The sequence below is a fragment of the Paenibacillus turpanensis genome (assembly GCF_011421635.1).
GTDB lineage: Bacteria > Bacillota > Bacilli > Paenibacillales > YIM-B00363 > Paenibacillus_AK > Paenibacillus_AK turpanensis.
The window spans coordinates 157,996-176,289 of the sequence record NZ_WTLI01000005.1; the positions used below are offsets into that span (position 1 = coordinate 157,996).

The following is an 18,294-nucleotide window of genomic DNA, read 5'->3' on the forward strand; positions in this document are numbered from 1 at the left end:
GAGGGATACCGCCAGTCTCCACGGCAGTATCCCGATGGATGTGTACCGTTATTTGCTTACTTCTCCGGTTTGCGTTCCTGGATATGCCGCCTTTTCAAATTTAAAAATGTACACTTTAGCAAAATTGTTATCGCCTTTTTCGTCAAAACCGACCTTCGTGACGACCCCTTGGTAATCCTGGATCTCCCGAACCGCGTCTCTAACCTGCTCTCGGGTAGGCATTTTACCGCTGTTAGCTGCAATTGCATTTTCGATCGCTTTCAGCATGACCCCCATGGCATCGTACGAATACACCGAATACGATTCGACGTTTTTTCCATACCTGGCAATATACTTTTCAACGAATGATTTACCGGAGTCTACCTTCGAAATATCGGCCGCAACGGAAGTATAGTACGTATTCACCGCGGATTCACCGGCGATCTCGATTAATCCGGATGAATCCATTCCGTCTCCTCCCATAATGGGCACCGAAATATTTTTTTCACGTGCCTGCTTGATAATCAAGCCGCCCTCGGAATACATGCCTCCGAAGTATATGAGATCCGGTTTTTTTGCAGTCACCTGGTTTAGGACGCCGTTAAAATCCTTTTCGCCAACGGTGATGCCCTCGTATCCGGCGATCGTCGCACCAAGCTTTTCGGCGGCATCGCGAAATGCGGTTGCTAAACCTTGGCCGTATGCGGTTTTATCCTGAATCACAAAAATGGTTTTGGCCCCAAGCGTCTTTACTGCAAATTCTGCGCCGGCCGGACCTTGGAAGTCGTCTCTTGCAACGATACGGTGTGCCGCTTGTAAATTGCGGTCGGTAAAATCGGTTGCGGTGCTAGCGGGAGAAATCATGGCGAGGTTATATTTCTCATAGGTTTCGGAGGCCGGGATCGATACGCCCGAGTTTAAATGACCGATGATGCCGACTATCGAGGTGTCAGCGCCAATCACTTGTGCATTGGCTACACCCTTTTTGGGGTCTGCCTGATCGTCATAGGGCACCAGCTCCAGCGTGAATCCAAGCGACTTGAAGGCTTCGACTTTTTCTTCCAGCGCAAGCTGCGCCCCGAGCTTGATCGATTCTCCGAGCGTAGCAATGCTGCCGGATAAAGGACTCTGCACAGCGACTTTCAAGGTGCCCTGCATCTTAACCGGAGTCTCTGGTAACGCTGTGCTTGCTGGAGCAGGAGCAGGTACGGCTGAAGCAGGCTTAGGCTCCTCTACAGGCTGGCTTCCACCGGTGCTGCAGCCGGAAATTAGTCCGGTAAGCAGTCCTACGGTGCAGAGCAAACGAAACGTTGTTTTCTTCTTCATCTCCACTACCTCCCGTTACGTACAATTGTTCAAGTGTATGTGTTGAACTTGGAGTACACCGTCGAGGATGCTTGCGATACATAAGCGTCAAGTTATTTAACAAAAAAATACGATGGGATTCTGCGGTATGATTAAAATAGGACTTTCGCTCACAAGCTGGCTTTACCGGCTGAACGTTTGGTCTGATTTCATCAAATGCGAACCCATCGTATGTATTCCGAATGATTGGGGCATCTTGCCAAGCAGGCATTCGGCTTCTGTTGCAAGGATTATATAACCGCTGGTTATTTCCTGTCAATTGCTAAGTCGCATTTGTGTCATATAATATAACACTAATTTTACTTAGACTTATCTCAATCATGCCGTAGTTCAGACTGCTCCTTTCTTGCACGAAAAAAAAGACACAGCACGAGCAACGCTCGTATTGTGCCGGATCATCTCATTAGGATAGAAATTTAAGTTTCTTGCTTTGCCACCAGTACATGCGATTTTACTTTTATGACTCTGAGATTACGGGAACTTTCGGAATGACGATCGGACCGTTAGGCGAAGGGTTCACATAAACGACTATGTCCTTATCCGTAGTCTCCACCTTCGGAACTTCCTTCCAATCGCTCAAGCTATTCTTGCTTCCCGCTTGACCATACACGGCGGTAGCAATCCAGTGGGTACCGGGTTCCAGCTTAGCGGTCACCGTCGGAATCACCGTCCGTGTGTGAAGCAAATTCGTGTTGGCGTGCGGAAAAATAAGCCTTGCCGAACCGCCGCCGAACAGGACGGAAACGCCGCTCGCCCCGTAGACGGACAGCCCTGCGGCTTGGTTCTCCTCCTCGATGGCCCACCAAGCCTCTCCTTCTCCTTGCCGCCCCCGGTCTTCGATTCCGAGTGCAAAGCCCCCGTCCGCTGCATCTAATGCCCGGTCGGAACGGATGCAGTGCACACGTACGTGCCAGGGCGAGCCCGTGATGAGCCAGGTTTGCACCTCCACATCACGCCATGGCTTCCATTTGGCATAAATCATATTTTCACGAACAACAGCTTCCTCGGCCGTTCGTTTGACCCGGTACAAATTGTCGCCAGCCTCGCTTAACGCCAGCATGGAATCGTATGCGCCTTGACCGAGGCCCCACTCCGCGCGTGGAACACTAAAGCCGAATGCGCTGGAATACGCAAATTTTTCGTATTTTGCCGACGTATGCGTGTGCTCGTTCGTTCTGCGGGAGCCTGCATTAAAAACGACGACATGATTCCTGCCGATCTCCCGATGCACAATTTGCTTCGGCTCCTCCTGCACGGAGCATTCGCCAAGCGTCGGAAGCGGCTGCTCCTCAGCCAGCCAGAACGGATGATTGGGCGAAAATGCAAGCGGTATAAACGATTTCAGCGCCCAATACGGCGATCCTGGTGCGTTATAATTTTCCGCCATCACAAGGTTCGGATAAGCATATCCAATCGTTAGCGTTCCGTCCGGTTGAAAAATCGGCTGCCTGAACCACCAGCGCAAATTCCGCAGCAGGATTCCCTTGAGCACGCCCATCGGGACAACCTCGACTCCAGCGTATGCTAATGCCCCCCAAAACGCGCATTGCGAAAAGCGGTACGTCAGACTTCTCCCGAAGGGCAGAGCGCTGCCGTCTTCAGCGAACCAGTACATAAATTGCTTGGCGAAGGCGGCAGCCCTTTCCTTGTACAAGGCAGAACGGGCGGGGTCCTCTTTTTCCATGAGCACAGCATAAAGCAAACTGTAAAAATGAATGGCGAATGGGCCATAATAGTCGCAATGACCGTGCGGGCCATCGGTGTACCAGCCGTTTCCCATATAGAAGGCCTCGATACGGTCTAGGTAATGATTCATCAGTTCCCGGTCGTATGGCATGCCGACCGCACGAAAACCCAAATTGACAACCACCTGAAACAGCAGCCAATTGCAATCATGCAGCTTGCGATGGTTAATTTGCTCAAGCCACGAGTAAAGGCGCTCGCGTTCCTGCGAACGAAGCGGCTGCCATATTCGTTCGGGAGCCAGCGCCAGCGCAAAGCCCATTGCCGCCATTTCCACAAGCTTTTGGTCATAATCCGCCGCAGGACCCCAATACTCCGGATGCTCGGGGTTCGTTCCATTGCGGATGCCTTCCAGCACAACGGCCCACAGCTCGTCATGTGCAGACGTCGTTACATCTGAACCCTTCGAGCAGCTTTCTGCATCCGTCCAACCTTCCGGCAGAATCTGACTCGCAACGGTTGTCTTACTCGCATGTTCCAATGTACGGTCTGCTGCACAGCCGGCAGCCCATGGCACAAGCCCCCATAAAATACGAGAGAAGCCCTCCAGCTGGGCGGTGGCATCCGTCGCCCCGGAGCTCGTTGCTCCAAGATGCACCCTTGCTCTTCCTTCACTAAAATAAGGCAGCAGCGGCCGAAGCAATTGCTGTGCCGCGAGCTGCAGATCCTCTCGGGTAGAAAGCGGATTTTGGCTAATCGGTAATGATGATGGCTTCATTGGCCCGCACCCCCTTCTTACCAGAACAGCTCTTGCTGCCCACGCAGCAAAGCGAGACCTTCAACAAAGAAATAATCGCCGTATATCAAAGGAACGTCGATATTTTTGCCTTCCGGAACATGACTTGTTCCGTGCAGAATCAACCCCTCTTCCTCTGCATCCCAAGCACTGTACTTCGTAGACAAGGAATGCAGGATGCGCTCTCCCTGCCGGCCGTACAGGTCGGATTCAGCCGAATCGACCAAGCGGCCAAGCAGGATCAGCCCGCATGCCGCGCATGCGCCTGCCGAGGAATCCCGATGCTTTGGCGCATCGGCCGGAAGCCGAAAATCCCATAGCGGCACGGCATCTTCCGGCAAATTTGCTATGAAAAAATGAGCGACCTGCTTAGCCGCCGTTAGATAGCGTTTTTCTTTCGTGTGCATGTAGCTGAGCGCCATCCCGTATAATGCCCACGCCGTGCCTCTTGACCAAGCGGAGTTTGCAGCGTATCCCTGCCCCCCGTTTGCCTCGAGCCTTTCCCCTGTATGCGGGTCAAAAATAACGATATGGTTTACGGAGCCGTCCGCACGAATGAAGTGCTCAAGCACCGTATTTGCATGCTCCTCAGCGATATGCCGATATCGAGGGTCACCGGTCACGTCCGAAGCCCAGTACAGCAGCGGTAAATTCATCATGCAGTCGATGATCGCCCAGCCGGTATTGTCCTCGCCCGGACGCCAAGGATTCCATGCTCGAATGTACCGGCCCTTGATGTTAAAGCGAGCACATAATAAATTCGCAGCCAGCAGCGCACGGCGCTTCGAGTCCTCTTCACCAAGCAGCTTATATCGGGCAACGCTCGTCAGTGTCCACATAAAGCCGATATCGTGATCGAGCTTGTAATATTCGGTGATGACTTGATCGAGCTTTCTTTCACACGATTCAGCAATCTCCCGAAAGGTTTCCTCCGACGTTTCACGGTACAGCAGCCACAACAATCCCGGCCAAAACCCCGCCGTCCACCAATGTGCGGGCTCCAGCACATATTTCCCGTTCACACTCGCATGAGGAAAATGATCTCCGATTCGCCGGCTAGTCAGCTTCATTTTATCCACCGTACGCTCCCATGCCTCTTGTACCCATGCTGAACGCTCCATCTCCATCTTACGATAACCCCCTATTCTTTACGTAATAAGTAGCCCTCTAACCGTACCTTCATTTCATCTACAGCTCGCGGATCCAGCAAGGTAAAATCGATTGCGTACACAACCTCCGGTTCCGAACCTTTATTTATGAATGGATAGCATTGGACCGACGCTCGAATCCGCTCGCCGTCGTAGATCATTCTTACACCGGAATGGGCTCCCTCCACTCGAATGGACTGATCATCCTCCATGACTGGTTGGTATAGCGTAATCATCCTACTTGTAAAAGCGGAAGGCTTCAGTCCATTCTCCAAACGATCAGTAAGCTCCACGGACACCATCGTTCTCTCATGAATTTGCACAGCGTCTGCGTTATCACAAACAGTAGATTTTCGTTCGGCCTGCTTATCCGCTTCCACTTGTGTTTCTTCCGTGGTAATCGTAAATTCACGTATTAAAGACTGTAAATTTGAGCAATCGTAAGCTTTCGTGAGATCCAGCACCAGCCGTTCCCTATTGGGCTCACGATCATACACCAGCACCTTCGCCCTCCGTTCATCGCCTGGCTGCTGAAAACCACCGTCAATGATCGGAACCGAATGACCCTGCGATCCGTTGCACAAATACGAATACCGCTCCCTGCCGAAATATCCCTTCGTGTACTCGCCGGATCCAAGATCGCTTACCAAGCTTTCCCCGTCGATATGCAAAACAAAGCTGCCGAGATCGTTATGGTTATGCGGCTCGTCATTGTGCCCGCCCTTTGCGGCGAAGGCGAACGGCCTCGAGCCGATTCTCCCCCGGTGAATGAGCCACTGCGCGTCGGGAAGATAATCGCTTCCTTCAGGCCATTCCTCTCCCGTCCACTCGGCATGGCTCCATACAAAATCACGAATAAAGGGAGCCCATCTGCCGATCGGGTCTTCCACTATTTTATAGCGTTGAGATGCGGGTGGGACATGGACTTCAGGATAATACTCCTTCAACCGGTGAATGAGGCCAGTCGAATAAGAAGCTTTCCTTTCGGTGTCGGAGAAGGGTACCGTATGACTGCCGGACAAGTAGCATTTTTGGTGAAAATGGGCAATTTGCCTTACCTTCTCATTGCCCATCAGGTTGATGGCGCCGGCCGTTCTTTCCTTAAGCAGTTCGGCAAAAAACAAATAAAAGCCGAAGCCGTAATTCCAGTAACCGACCCCCTCGGTGCAGGCACCGTCGTCACCAAAGCCGTCAAGGTAGCTGGACATCGTGCCGAGCACCCGATATAGAAGCGGCGCCAGCTCCTTCGCATGGGGCAGCACATATAGGGCGGCGGCTCCGATCGAACCTGCGCACACACTGGCCCAGTTGTTGCCCAATGTTTCCCACGAATAGCTTGAGCCTAATGAAGTGAACGGCTCAAGCACACGCTGGCGAATCTCCTGTTCCGCCCGCTGGGCAACAACGGGGGTTACCAGCTCTTTGACAAGCGATAGGATCTCCGCCAGAGCAAAGGCGGTTTCCGCTGCGAACAAATCAATCGCGTATCGGGGATGCTCTCTCTGCGCAGCCTGTCGCGAAGAAGAAACAGCAGCCCCCTCTTCTACAAGCTGCATTGACGTTCCGCCCAAGTGAGCCGGCAGGCACCACGTATATTCATCGCAAATCGCCCAGATCGTATCCTCTAATGCTTCTGCATAAGAGAAACGCTGATCTTCTTCTAACAAGCAGGCAAAAGCCAAGAGGGACAAACGTTTTCGCCGTTCGAAATAGACCCGTTCGTACTCGATTCGGGAGCCCGTCGTATCGAATCGTTTATATAAGGAGAAGGGCAGCACAGGGATCGGCTTGCTCAGCAGACCCTCGTTTTCCTGTCGAATAGCGTGAATCATTTCCGAGTAATAAGGAGCACTGCGTATTTCCGCCCACTTCTGTTGGTCCCGTGCAGCGGGAAACAGCCGCTCAGCTGATCCCTCCGCCTCCCCCCATTCCAATGCCTGCCAAACTTGACGGTAGTTCAAGGCCATACCTCCTTACCCGGAACGTAAACTTCGGTTTCGGTAGTCCATCGGCGTCATACCCGTGCAGCCTTTAAACAGCTTAATAAAATAGCTCTGATTGTCGTACCCCAGCATTTCGGTTATTTTCACGACAGGATACGCCGTCTGATCCAGCAGCTGCTTTGCCCGATCGATTTTTGTCCGAATGACGTATTCAATGAACGTCTCGCCGGTTTCTTTTTTAAAGAGCCTGCTGAAGTAGCTCGCGTTCAAATGCAGGCTGCCCGCCACTTCCTCCAGACTGATCCGTTGGTCCAGGTGGGCGGCAACATATTCGCACGCCTCCTGTACCTCCTTGCGATGAGACGCATATCTGTTCTTCTGGATCGCTGCTGCCAGCATAAGCAGCTGACCCACAAGCCAATCCTGCAGCTCCGGCAGCGATTCTATCTCCGCAGCATCCTTATGCAAACTTTCCGCGGATAACGAGCTGCGGAACGCACAAAGCGCATGCTGCTTCAGGCGAAGATCCAGCAGCAGCTTCAGGAACCATTCCTTCACGAGTCCCGGGGGATACCGTTTCGAACGTATAAAGCGGATCCACTCTGCAGTCTTCGCATGGATCGACTCGGAATCATGCTTCATTACTTGTTCGAGGAAGGCTTCGCTCGCTTCATCGTAATACGCAAACAAGTCAGCTGCCTCCGTAGGATAAGAAGACTGCACCGACATCATTTCACCCATGCTCCGGTAAAATCTCTGCTCCTCTGAAGCAAGCAGTGCCTGCGCGCTGCGCTTAACATCGTCATGAGACCTGCAAAGCCCGCCGATCATAAAGGACATCGAAATTTTCAGGCAGCGATATAGCGCATCTTGAACGTGTTCAAGCAAGCGGCGCGTCTCGTCGTACCCGTTGACGGTAAGCGTAGGCCGAAAGGAATGAAGAACAAACCATTTGCCGGATTCATACGGGAACGACAGTGCATGATCGGCAGAGCCCTCCAGCACCTCGTCAATCACGTTGGACACGGCAAAGCGAAGAATATCATCGGATGCAAAGCGCTGACGGGCCTGCCGCAAGCCGTCGATAAATCCGGCCGTAGGTAAAATGTTCCGCCCGGCCGCCGGCAGGCCGAAGCTCTCTAATTCCTCGATCCACCGCACTTTTTGGAGAATAGGCTGATTGAGCGTAGCTTGCATCCATCTCTCCCGCATGACATCCCTTGAACGGTCCGCCGCAAGACGCAGTCGGTCCTTCTCGACATCCTGGCGCTGCTCCTCATTTAGGCTTGCCGTGAATTTCTCCAGTAAGGGAATGAGATCCTCCGGGGTCAACGTATCTTTGATGAGATAATCATGGACTTGCAGCTGAAGGGCGCGCTTGGCGTATTCGAATTCACTGTGGCAGGACAAAATCAGCACGCGCAGATTCGCGTTCCGTTTTTTCATAAGAGAAATTAATTCTAATCCATCCATCTTCGGCATTCCGATATCGGTAATGAGGATGTCCGGCATTGCCCGAAGCGACGCCTCCAGTGCGGCCGCGCCATTTTCAAAACAGCCTGCGACCCTCAGTCCAAGCGCTTCCCATGGAATCGTCTCCTGCAGCAGCTCTAACACCGGATAATCGTCGTCAACCAGCATGACGCTACGCATGTTCATTCACCTCCGATAAAGGAATCCGAACCGTAATGCATGTTCCTTCTCCTTCGGCGCTTGTTACACCGATTTGAACGGCGTCACCGAAGCGAATTCGCAATCGTTCATTCACATTCCGCAAGCCGATGCCGGAGAAGCGCGCACCCTGCTCTCCCCCGCCATCAATCACAGTATCGCGTTCCGCCAGCTTTCTGCGAAGCTTCCGCAGTGCCGCTTCCGGCATTCCGACTCCATCGTCGCACACCTTGACCTCAAGAAGCTGCGATTCAGCTTGGCAGGCGGACACTGAAATGCAGCCTGCAACCTTTTGCAGACCATGAATGATGGCGTTTTCAATGAGCGGCTGCAGAAAAAATCGCGGCACCTTGGCCAGCATGACGTCCGCGGCGATATCGACATGAAGCTGCACCTTTTCTTTTTGCCGCATGTTCATGAGTGCAACATAATCAATCGCGATGCTAACCTCTTCATGCAGCGTGATCGATTCCTCCTCGCGTCCGATCGTCATTCGAAGCAAACGGGACAAGGAGGCGAGCATCGCCGCACTGTCCTGATCCCCTTTGCGCAGCACGGTCACCCGGATGGAGTTCAGCACATTAAACAAGAAATGCGGATTAATTTGCGCCTGCAGCATCGCAAGCTCTGCCTTTCGCTTTCTCGATTGCTCCAGCGTAATTTCCCGGATCATTTGTTTGATTCGATCCAGCATTTGATCGAAGGATGCGCCGAGACGGCCAATTTCATCGTTCCCCTTAATATGGGACCGAACCTCCAAATTCCCCCGCTGCACCGTATGGGCCAACTTTCCGAGCCGCACGAGCGGCCGTGTAAAGGTGCGGTTCAATATGATCATCAGCACGAGAAAAATGGCAAAAGAAATGATCTGCAGTACAAATACAGAGCGAAAGATGTCATTGATTTTATGGATCGCATCCTCATAAGGGGTAAGCATAACCAGCTTCCAATCCTTGATTGTTAACGGGCGCTGCGAAACGAGGAAATCTTCACCCCCGACTTCGATTAAAGCTGCATTCGAATGGCTGCCCGCTGTAAAAGGCGACAGCTCGCCGATACGCTCCCTCTGAAGATGGGTCATAATTCGATTGCTGCCATCGACGAGCATCGTTTCTTGACCTCCGGCCAGCCGTCTAAAAATATCCTGAATTTGTGTATCCGGGATCGAAACGATTACATAAGCATAGATCTCATAATTTGGTCGGCGTAGGGTCCTAGCTAGGCTGAGCTGGTGACGTCCCTTTTCGTATAAAAATGGGGACGGCTGTCCTTCAATCCAGTACGTATCCATTACCGCCAGATCATGTAACTTTTGAAACCACGGCTCCTGAAAAAGCAGTGTCGGGTCATACTCCTGATACAAATAATTCGTAAATGATCGCCCGTCCGGCAGCAAAATCGTAATATAGGTTTTCTCGCCGACGATAGAAATGTTCTCGATTTTGCTTGTCACTTCATGCTGATCCACAAATTTGCGGTATTCCGCATCGGGACCCGTATATTGCTTACCTGCTTCGAGCTGCTTCAGAATGACATTCATTTGCGGTTCAACGGTGATGTAATTGGAAATATGGAGCATGTAATGAAACAGATTGGTTACATAGCCATCGATCAATTTCAACTGCTCCGCGGCATTGGTTTCCGCCTGCTCCTTCACAGCGTCTTTGGTAAGCAGGCTGGACACGGTGAGTGTAATCAAGGTGGGAATAAGGAGGCAGGCGATCGACGTAAAAAGCAGCTTGTTGCGAAACGATCCGTTTCCTGCACGGAACCAGTGCCTCTGCTTCACGATATCGACTCCTTTCGTTTCGAAGACGAAAAGAGGCGCGATGCTTACGCCTCTTCCTCCTTATCATATCGCTATTTATTTATTGCTGTCGATAATTTCCTGAACTGCCGTTTTCATGCTGGCAAACGTTGTTTCCAAATCCTGTGACCCCAAAATCATCAGCTCATATTGTTCATTTAACGCTTTATACACTTCCGCCTGATAGGTGACCGGCGGAATAATTTTTCCGGACTTGGAGTTTTTCAGCACATGAATCAAGGAGGCTTTATCCACGTTCTCCGGCTTTTTGGTCCCGCTCAGGATTGAGGTTACAATTTTGTCCAAATCGCCTTCGGAAACCTTGCTCCAGGACGGAATGTTACGTCCATACTTGGAGAGCCCTTCCGTCGTGTACCAGCGAATAAATTGGTATGCTTCCTTCTTGTGCTTCGATTTGGCCGCCACTGCCATGAAATCGGTAGTAACCGGGGTATAGCCGATTTGATCGGAGCTGCTGTTCTTCGGGTAAGGAGCGATCGCAACATGGAAATTTAAAGGATTCTGCTCCGTCCCTCCCAGCTCGCTGTTCATCCAGCTGCCGATCATGACCATACTGGCGGATTGATTGAAAAATTGCGTGCGGTAGTGCAGCTTCTGGGAAAGCATATCCGCATAAGGAGTTGCTGAAGCGTCCTCACGCTCCATTTTCAGCCGAAGCTCCAGCGTCTTTTTGAACATCGGATCGTCCAGATTAGAGGTGCCGTCGGCTTTTAGAAAATCAGTGTTATCCGCTCGGTTCGCCATGGTGAGCCGCAGAAACTCCATCCAACCGCCGTTTTGCGGGCCATGGAAATACGTTCCATACCGCTTCGAAGCCCCTTCTCCTGTGGTCAGAGCTTTAGCATATTGCACAAATTCATCCCACGTCCAATCGGTCGGCACCTTAAGTCCTGCCGCGTCGAGGTGATCCTTATTCAGCATCACGTACCACGGATTAAATTTACCAGGGAGCGCGAAGTATTCACCATTCAGCAGCGTGTCGATCTTGTACTCTTCCGAAACCGTAAATCCTTCTTCCTTGATATAAGTTGTGATCGGGGCCACCATGCCGAGTCCAACACGCTGCGCATAGGAAGCCGGATCACTGAACATCAAAATATCGAGCTGCTCGCCGGATGCAGCGGCAAGGTCGAGCTTTTGAGTCGCTTCATTCGTATCGCCTTTTTCACTAAGCAGCACGAGCTCGACGTTAATATTCGGATGAGCCTCCTTGAAGGCGGCAATCGTCGCATTCCAATTGTATTGCGCTTCGGTGCCGTGTGTATGAAATTTTAGCGTCACCTGTTCTGCGGCTGCTCCACTGGACTTGGCGCCTCCCTCGCTTGGAGCGGGAGAATTTCCTGAGGCCGGCTCCGTCCCCCCGCCTGAAGTGCAGCCTGCCAATAAACTGAGCGTCAAGCCGAGTGCAACACAATTGCTCGCAAATTTCTTTTTCATTGTACCCCTCCTGTTGAAAGCGTTTTATTTATTGGTTACATTGTATCAATTGGAAAAAGCTTCCGATACGCTTGGATTGACTATTTATAACAACATTTTGACCATATATGCTTCCTTACCCCTTAATCCCCCCGGCGGCAATCCCCTCAATGACCCGTTTTTGTCCAATCACAAACATGACAAGAAGCGGAACGATCGCCGACACAGCCGCGGCCATAATTAAAGCCCAAAACTCCCCATTGATCGAAGTAAACTTTTGCATCGCAAGCTGGATCGTATAGAGCGAATCCGTCCGCAGAAAAATGAGCGGATTCAAGTAATCGTTCCACGTCCAGATGAAGCGGAGAATCGCATAAGTGGCGATGGCCGGCTTTACTAACGGAAAGGCAATGGTTGTGAAAATGCGGAAATGTCCGGCACCATCGATTTTGGCCGATTCAATAAACTCATTGTGAATGCCCATAAAAAACTGTCTCAGCATAAAGGTACCCAGCACACTAAAGCTGCCAAGGAAGATCAAGCCTACATGGCTGTCAAATAATCCAATCATGCGATAAAGAATAAACTGCGGCACTAAAATCGCCTGCTGCGGCACCATAAAGGTAGCAAGCACAATGAAGAACAGCCATTTGCCGGCAGGAAACTGAATTTTTGAAAAGCCGTAGGCTGCCAATGCGGAAACCAAGCACGACAGGAACGTCGTCGCAACCGTAACCTTCAAGGTATTCCAATAATAAAGCCAGAACGGATGCTTGCCGAACCACACCTGCTCGTAGTTGCTAAAACCGATCCATTCTGTAGGAATCCATTGAATGGGATAGGAAAACACTTCCCCTTCAAGCTTAAAGGAGGCGGAAAGCATCCACGCGAACGGCAGCACGAACACAATTCCAAATAGCAGCATAATTACCGTTGTCAGCAGCTTCCGCCATTGAAGTTTGTTCATATCAATAATTCACCCACCTCTTCTGTCCGATCCACTGCACCATCGTAACGACAAGCACGCATACGAACAGGAAAATGGCCTGAGCCGATGCATAACCCATTTTTAAATTAAGAAAAGCCGTGTCATACATGTAATACACCATCACGTTGGTCGAATTGGCCGGTCCTCCCTGCGTAAGCACCACGATGAGCTCAAATACTTTGAACGAATAAATAATGCCCGTGATGAGCAGGAAAAAGGTGGTCGGCGAAAGCATCGGCAGCGTAATGCGCCAAAACCGTGTCCATCCGTTTGCCCCGTCAATATCAGCGGCCTCATAAAGATCCTTCGGAATCGACTGCAGTCCGGCCAAATAAACGATCATGTTGTACCCGATGGAAATCCATACGGAAATCATCATTACGGAAACGAGTGCAAAGCTTGGATCAGCGATCCATTTCGGCGGATTCTCGATCCCAACGGAACGTAAAAACTGATTTACGGGACCCATCGACGGGTGAAACAGTACTCTCCACACGGTGGCAACGGCAACAACGCTGGAGATATATGGGAGGAAATAAATGACTTTAAACAAACCTTTCAGGTACACGTACTTGTTGATCAGAATCGCTAGGAGCAGTGAAATTGTTAAATAAGCAGGCACAGTCAGCAAAAATACAGCATTGTTGCGAAGCGCTTTCAAAAACTTGCTGTCCTGCAGGAGCCGCTCGTAATTGTCGAAGCCGATCCATTTGATGCCCTCGATACCCGTAACCATACTCCACTCCGAAAAGCTTAAGAAAATCGCACCGAATATGGGCAACAGCACCATAACACCGACACCGATCAGCATGGGACTGACAAAAAGCCAGCCCGCAAGCGACTCCTTCCGCTGTATGCCGCTCATTCGCCTCCTTCGCGTAAGCCTATGAGTTTCCGCAACCGGTTGCACAGGGATCACCTCTTTTCGTTTTTGATTTCATCCATTGAGTTAATTGTATTAAAAAGATCGGCTGCAACCGTAACGCTATCTTGATCAATTCCAAACTATTTTGACTTCATCGGCAAAGAAAAAAAGCTTGATTTCTCAAGCTTCTCGAACAACTAATGGATCTAGGGCTTACTTCAAAATCTCGGTTAATGTTTTGGAACGGTGCTCCAGCTTTCCCGCCATTCCCAAAATTCTATCGCTGCACTTCCAAAAACATCTCTTCCAAGGTTGGCTCTTCCACATCGACACGGAAGATGTCGATTTTCATTTGGTTTAAGGCGCGAACCATCATCGCAATTTTTTTCTCCTCATTGACGGAAATATGAAGGTAGGCATCCGTCATAGACAAATCCTCTCCAAGCGATTCCAGAAACTGCCGCAGATTAGCCAGCTCCGAATTAGGGATTGGCGAGTGCTTGATCCGAACCGAGATGCTTGAACGATAAAACGCCCGTAATTCTTCGATCGTGCCGATCCTGATGATCTGGCCCTCTTTCATAATGGCAATGGTCGTACACAGCTTTTCTACCTCATCTAAATTGTGTGAGGTCATGAAAATGGTGATTCCCTGCTTCTGCAGCTCTCTGATCAAGTGCTGCACTTCAATCACCGATTCGGCGTCAAGCCCTGAAGTCGGTTCATCAAGAAAAATCAGCTCAGGCTCATGAATGAGTGCCTGTGCAATGCCAAGCTTCTTTTTCATGCCAAATGAAAAGGAACCGGATTTTTTGTTCGCATGAGCCTCCAGGCCCACTCTTCTCAGCACCTGCATGCATTTGTCTCTTCCCGCTGGCTTCCCAGAGAGAGCGGAGAAATATTTAAGATGCTCAAGTGCCGTTAGCGAGCTGTAAAAGGTGGAGTAATCCGGCATAACGCCGATTCTCCGCTTGATTTCATCACTGGCTCCGTCTCCGCCTAATAACGAATAACTTCCGTAGGTCGGTCTAATGATCCCGGTAAGCATATTGATAAACGTCGATTTCCCGGCTCCGTTGCGTCCTAGAAATCCGAAGATTTCACCCGTTTTTACAGTCAAATTGATCCCTTTTACAACCTGTACGGATCCAAAGGTTTTGGCCAGCTGCTTCGTTTCGATTGCAATCATTAGAAATCCCTCCTATGAAAAACGAGCTGTGCCGCTCCAAGCATCAGTCCCGCCAATACGATGATGACCAGAAAGCTGTAATCGTCGCGCATTAAATAGTAGTACGGCATTACGTATTTGATCCAGCTAAGCCACATATTTGAAGTGTAATTTAGCCAAAAGCCAAAGCCGGGCAGCGATAAGCCGATCACGACCCCTATAAACATCGTTATACTTGGCTTCGGAATCAGAACGGATAACAAAACAGTTAAAGCGATATAATACGTAACCGTGCTTAAGGTTTGCGAATAAATGAAGAAGTCGAGCTTGCGGGAGTAAATGCTCACGAGCAGAAACGAGATCGTTATGCTCGCCAGCCAGAACAGCCAAACCCCAACAAATTTACCTCCCAAAATCGAAAATCTTGAGGTCCTAGTCACCAAAAAACGAATGGTTCGGTCATGCGTTTCCCGGTTCACGCAATCATGCGATAAAGCCATAACAAACAATTGTCCTAAAAACAGGATGAGCGCTAGCAAGCCCGTCGCATGAACGTTTTCTGCATCTTTTCCGGTAAGCTCCAGCTCCGACAACAAAAAATGGGCAAATTTTGCGGAGTAATAAGAGGTGAGAAATAAAATGGCGATCAAAATGATCGATTTCACTCCCTTAAACAACCCGAAAAATTCTCTTCTACTAATGACAAACATTCAAAGTTAGCTCCCTTCGCTTTCTTACTCATTTTGTTTCTTTCTTTACACAGTATAGCTCGCCTTGCTTAAGCGCCGCGAAACGCTACCTTATTTTTATCTTAATTTTGTTAAAAATTAGGATTCTAAATGCTATGATGAGTGTACCAAAAATGAAGAATGGGAGAAAAACCTGATGCAGGATGCACAGCTTCTGCTGATCGACGATGAACAGGCGATCCTTCATATGTTGACAGCAATATTACGAAAAGAACATTTTACATCCATCGATACGGCCACCACCGCGGAGCAAGCATTAGCTTTATGCCGTACGAAGCGCTATGATCTCATCTTCCTCGATGTGATGCTGCCCGACCGCAACGGCTTTGAAATTTGCCCTTTTATACGGGAAACGACCGACGCGCCTATATTTTTCTTAACGGCCCGTTCATCGGATTTAGATAAGCTTTCCGGCTTTGCCTTGGGTGCCGATGATTACATTACGAAACCCTTTAACCCGCTGGAGGTTGTAGCCAGAGTGAAAGCGCATCTTCGCCGCCACACGGCCTCCACGAATCATTCGAATCAAGCTGTTTATCAATTTGGTCATATTCAGCTTGATCCCGCATCCGGTGAAGTTGCCGTAAGGGGAAAACCGGTCGTACTGCCTGCGATGGTGTACCAGCTTCTCCTCTTCTTCTGTAAGCATCCGAACCAATTATTCAGCAAAAGCCAGTTGTATGAAAAAGTTTGGGGAGATCTGTACTTTGGCGAGGACAATACCGTTATGGTTCACATTCGTAAGCTTCGGGAAAAAATAGAGGAAGATCCCAGCAACCCGCAGTTTATCGTAACTGTTCGAGGCTTAGGCTATAAATTTGTACCCCAAGGTGGCAGCCATGAACGTGCATAGACGCTTTATCATCCAGTTTTTCATGCAAATGACCTTGGTTTTCATTATTTTGATCGTTTTAATAACGGCCTGCTTTGCTATCATCGGTTATTCCACAATGAAGGATAAAATAACTCAGGATTTATCCTTTTCCGATGCTTATTATTTTGAGGAGCGAATGGATATTCGAGGTGAAGAGGTCGTATTCGATGAGACACTAAAGGAAACCGTCTTGAATCAACAAGGGTGGCTTCTTTTGGTTACCTATGATGGGGTTATGGTCGGTTCTTTTAACGCTCCCGAAGCTCTTTCTTCTTCCATCACAAAGAGCTGGCTTACCTCAGTGCTGCTGGGAAGCCGTCAACCTATAGAACCGATCCAATACGCCCATTGGGAGGTTCAGGACGACAGCGATTCCCAGTCATATATCCTTTTATATGGAAAAACGGATCCTCTCACCTTGTTAGTCCAAACCGTTACTCGCGAGGTGGATTGGGAGCGCCAAAAGCTTCGGCTTTCTCCAGCTTCTGTACAACAGCTTGTCGAGCATCAAGGCTGGGCCCAGCTGCTCGATTCGAAGGGTCAGGTTATGGATTCCATACGTGCGGATGGACAACCCACTGCCTACGGGTTGAAGGATGTCCTATCGCTGACCGGCGATGGAGTGAAGCCGTCCGCAGCGGCATATTGGGATGAAACTACCGGTCAGACGGTGCTCGTCGGCACTGCGTTATCGAAGCTATCCTTGGCACAGGAGGCCCAGCTCACGCAAGCAGTCAGCCAAAAGATGATGATGGTGCTAGGCCTGTTTATCCTTCTGCTGATGGGAGGAACCATATGGTATGCGCGGAAATTCGGACTTCCGTTGTTATCTCTCATGAAATGGATTCAAACGCTTGGCAATGGGGTGTATGATCTGCCGTATGATTCGCACGGCCGCCCTGTGTTGACCGGAAGAAACGGAAAGCTAAAACGAAGGTACCGGCTTTATAAGGATCTGATTGCCACGTTGACCCAATTAACGGAAACGCTGCGCAGCAACGAGAGTGACCGGTTCCAGGCCGCAAAAACCCGAGAAGAATGGATTACGGGCATTTCTCACGATTTAAAGACGCCGCTTTCCTCGATTTCCGGTTACGCGCAGATGCTCGAGTCGGCGGACTATACGTGGTCTGTGGAGGAAACTAGAGAATTCGCGGCAACCATTGCCGAGAAATCAAAGTATATGATGGAATTGCTGGAGGATTTGACGTTAACGTATCAGCTGAAAAATCATGCGCTGCCTCATGAACGCGAATCGATTGAGTTGAACGAATTTATACGGCGGACGGTCATCCAATTTGTTAACGATCCGGCTAATAGTGAAATGCGTTTTGTGTTTCAGCCTCATGATGGAGATGCCTGGGCATCTGTTGATCCGAAGTGGTTTCAGCGAATCATGAATAATCTAATCGCAAATGCGATAAAGCATAATCCGCTCGGGACCTCGATTACGGTATCTGTAGCGTCTATCGAAACGTACTTATTAAGCATATCCGTCGCTGACGATGGCAAAGGGATGGATCAGGAAACGCAGGATAAGCTGTTCCAGCGCTATTACCGCGGTACCAACACAGGTGAAACCGAGAGCGGCAGCGGACTCGGTATGGCGATTACGAAGCAGCTGGTGCAGCTGCATGGAGGCTCGATCCAAGTCAAGAGCGCTCCAAACGAAGGAACAGCCATCCGAATCCTGCTGCCGGTTGAACCGAGTTTGCATCGGATTAACGAGAATCCGCATCAATCTTCCGAATAGCGTCAACAACCGCTTGCTGAGCTCAAAAGCGGCCGGAGCAAAAGCAAGCGTGTCCTCTCGGTTCGCTT

13 protein-coding genes are annotated in these 18,294 nt (G+C 50.1%); 2 read left to right on the plus strand and 11 right to left on the minus strand.

Annotation, left to right across the window (positions count from 1 at the left end; all coding sequences use genetic code 11):
- Nucleotides 1-48 precede the first annotated feature (48 nt).
- The 11 genes from GQS10_RS06465 to GQS10_RS06515 form a co-directional block, all read right to left on the minus strand.
- Nucleotides 49-1,305: a branched-chain amino acid ABC transporter substrate-binding protein gene (locus GQS10_RS06465; RefSeq protein ID WP_166240249.1), complete on the minus strand. Its 1,257-nt coding sequence runs from the start codon at nt 1,303-1,305 to the stop codon at nt 49-51.
- A 496-nt stretch (nt 1,306-1,801) separates the two neighbouring features.
- Nucleotides 1,802-3,805, minus strand: a complete 2,004-nt coding sequence (locus tag GQS10_RS06470) for a DUF2264 domain-containing protein (protein ID WP_166240251.1) — start codon at nt 3,803-3,805, stop codon at nt 1,802-1,804.
- A 17-nt stretch (nt 3,806-3,822) separates the two neighbouring features.
- Nucleotides 3,823-4,950 (minus strand): glycoside hydrolase family 88 protein, encoded by a 1,128-nt coding sequence (locus tag GQS10_RS06475; RefSeq protein ID WP_166240253.1) that lies wholly within the window; start codon nt 4,948-4,950, stop codon nt 3,823-3,825.
- A 14-nt stretch (nt 4,951-4,964) separates the two neighbouring features.
- Nucleotides 4,965-6,932 carry a heparinase II/III domain-containing protein gene (locus GQS10_RS06480; protein WP_166240255.1) on the minus strand — a complete coding sequence of 656 codons (1,968 nt, stop codon included), beginning with the start codon at nt 6,930-6,932 and terminating at the stop codon, nt 4,965-4,967.
- Nucleotides 6,933-6,944: 12 nt separating this feature from the next.
- On the minus strand, nt 6,945-8,567 hold the full coding sequence (locus GQS10_RS06485) for a response regulator (RefSeq protein ID WP_166240256.1): 1,623 nt from the start codon (nt 8,565-8,567) through the stop codon (nt 6,945-6,947).
- Nucleotides 8,560-10,374, minus strand: a complete 1,815-nt coding sequence (locus GQS10_RS23630) for a histidine kinase (protein WP_166240258.1) — start codon at nt 10,372-10,374, stop codon at nt 8,560-8,562. Before GQS10_RS23630 ends, GQS10_RS06485 begins: the two co-directional genes overlap by 8 nt.
- Before the next feature lie 75 nt (nt 10,375-10,449).
- Nucleotides 10,450-11,850, minus strand: coding sequence for an ABC transporter substrate-binding protein (locus GQS10_RS06495; RefSeq protein WP_166240260.1), 1,401 nt, complete (start codon nt 11,848-11,850; stop codon nt 10,450-10,452).
- 115 nt (nt 11,851-11,965) lie between these two features.
- Entirely contained in the window at nt 11,966-12,796 is an 831-nt protein-coding gene (locus tag GQS10_RS06500; protein WP_166240262.1) for a carbohydrate ABC transporter permease, read from the minus strand.
- 1 nt (nt 12,797) lies between these two features.
- On the minus strand, nt 12,798-13,682 hold the full coding sequence (locus GQS10_RS06505; RefSeq protein ID WP_166240264.1) for a carbohydrate ABC transporter permease: 885 nt from the start codon (nt 13,680-13,682) through the stop codon (nt 12,798-12,800).
- A gap of 277 nt (nt 13,683-13,959) precedes the next feature.
- Entirely contained in the window at nt 13,960-14,871 is a 912-nt protein-coding gene (locus tag GQS10_RS06510) for an ABC transporter ATP-binding protein (RefSeq protein WP_166240266.1), read from the minus strand.
- Nucleotides 14,871-15,560: an ABC transporter permease gene (locus GQS10_RS06515; RefSeq protein ID WP_166240268.1), complete on the minus strand. Its 690-nt coding sequence runs from the start codon at nt 15,558-15,560 to the stop codon at nt 14,871-14,873. The genes GQS10_RS06510 and GQS10_RS06515 overlap by 1 nt, the downstream gene beginning before the upstream one ends.
- Nucleotides 15,561-15,735: 175 nt before the next feature.
- On the opposite strand from GQS10_RS06515, the gene GQS10_RS06520 reads away from it, so the two are divergent.
- Both GQS10_RS06520 and GQS10_RS06525 read left to right on the plus strand, forming a co-directional pair.
- Nucleotides 15,736-16,452 (plus strand): response regulator transcription factor, encoded by a 717-nt coding sequence (locus GQS10_RS06520; RefSeq protein ID WP_166240270.1) that lies wholly within the window; start codon nt 15,736-15,738, stop codon nt 16,450-16,452.
- On the plus strand, nt 16,439-18,226 hold the full coding sequence (locus tag GQS10_RS06525) for a sensor histidine kinase (RefSeq protein ID WP_166240272.1): 1,788 nt from the start codon (nt 16,439-16,441) through the stop codon (nt 18,224-18,226). The genes GQS10_RS06520 and GQS10_RS06525 overlap by 14 nt, the downstream gene beginning before the upstream one ends.
- Nucleotides 18,227-18,294: the final 68 nt, after the last annotated feature.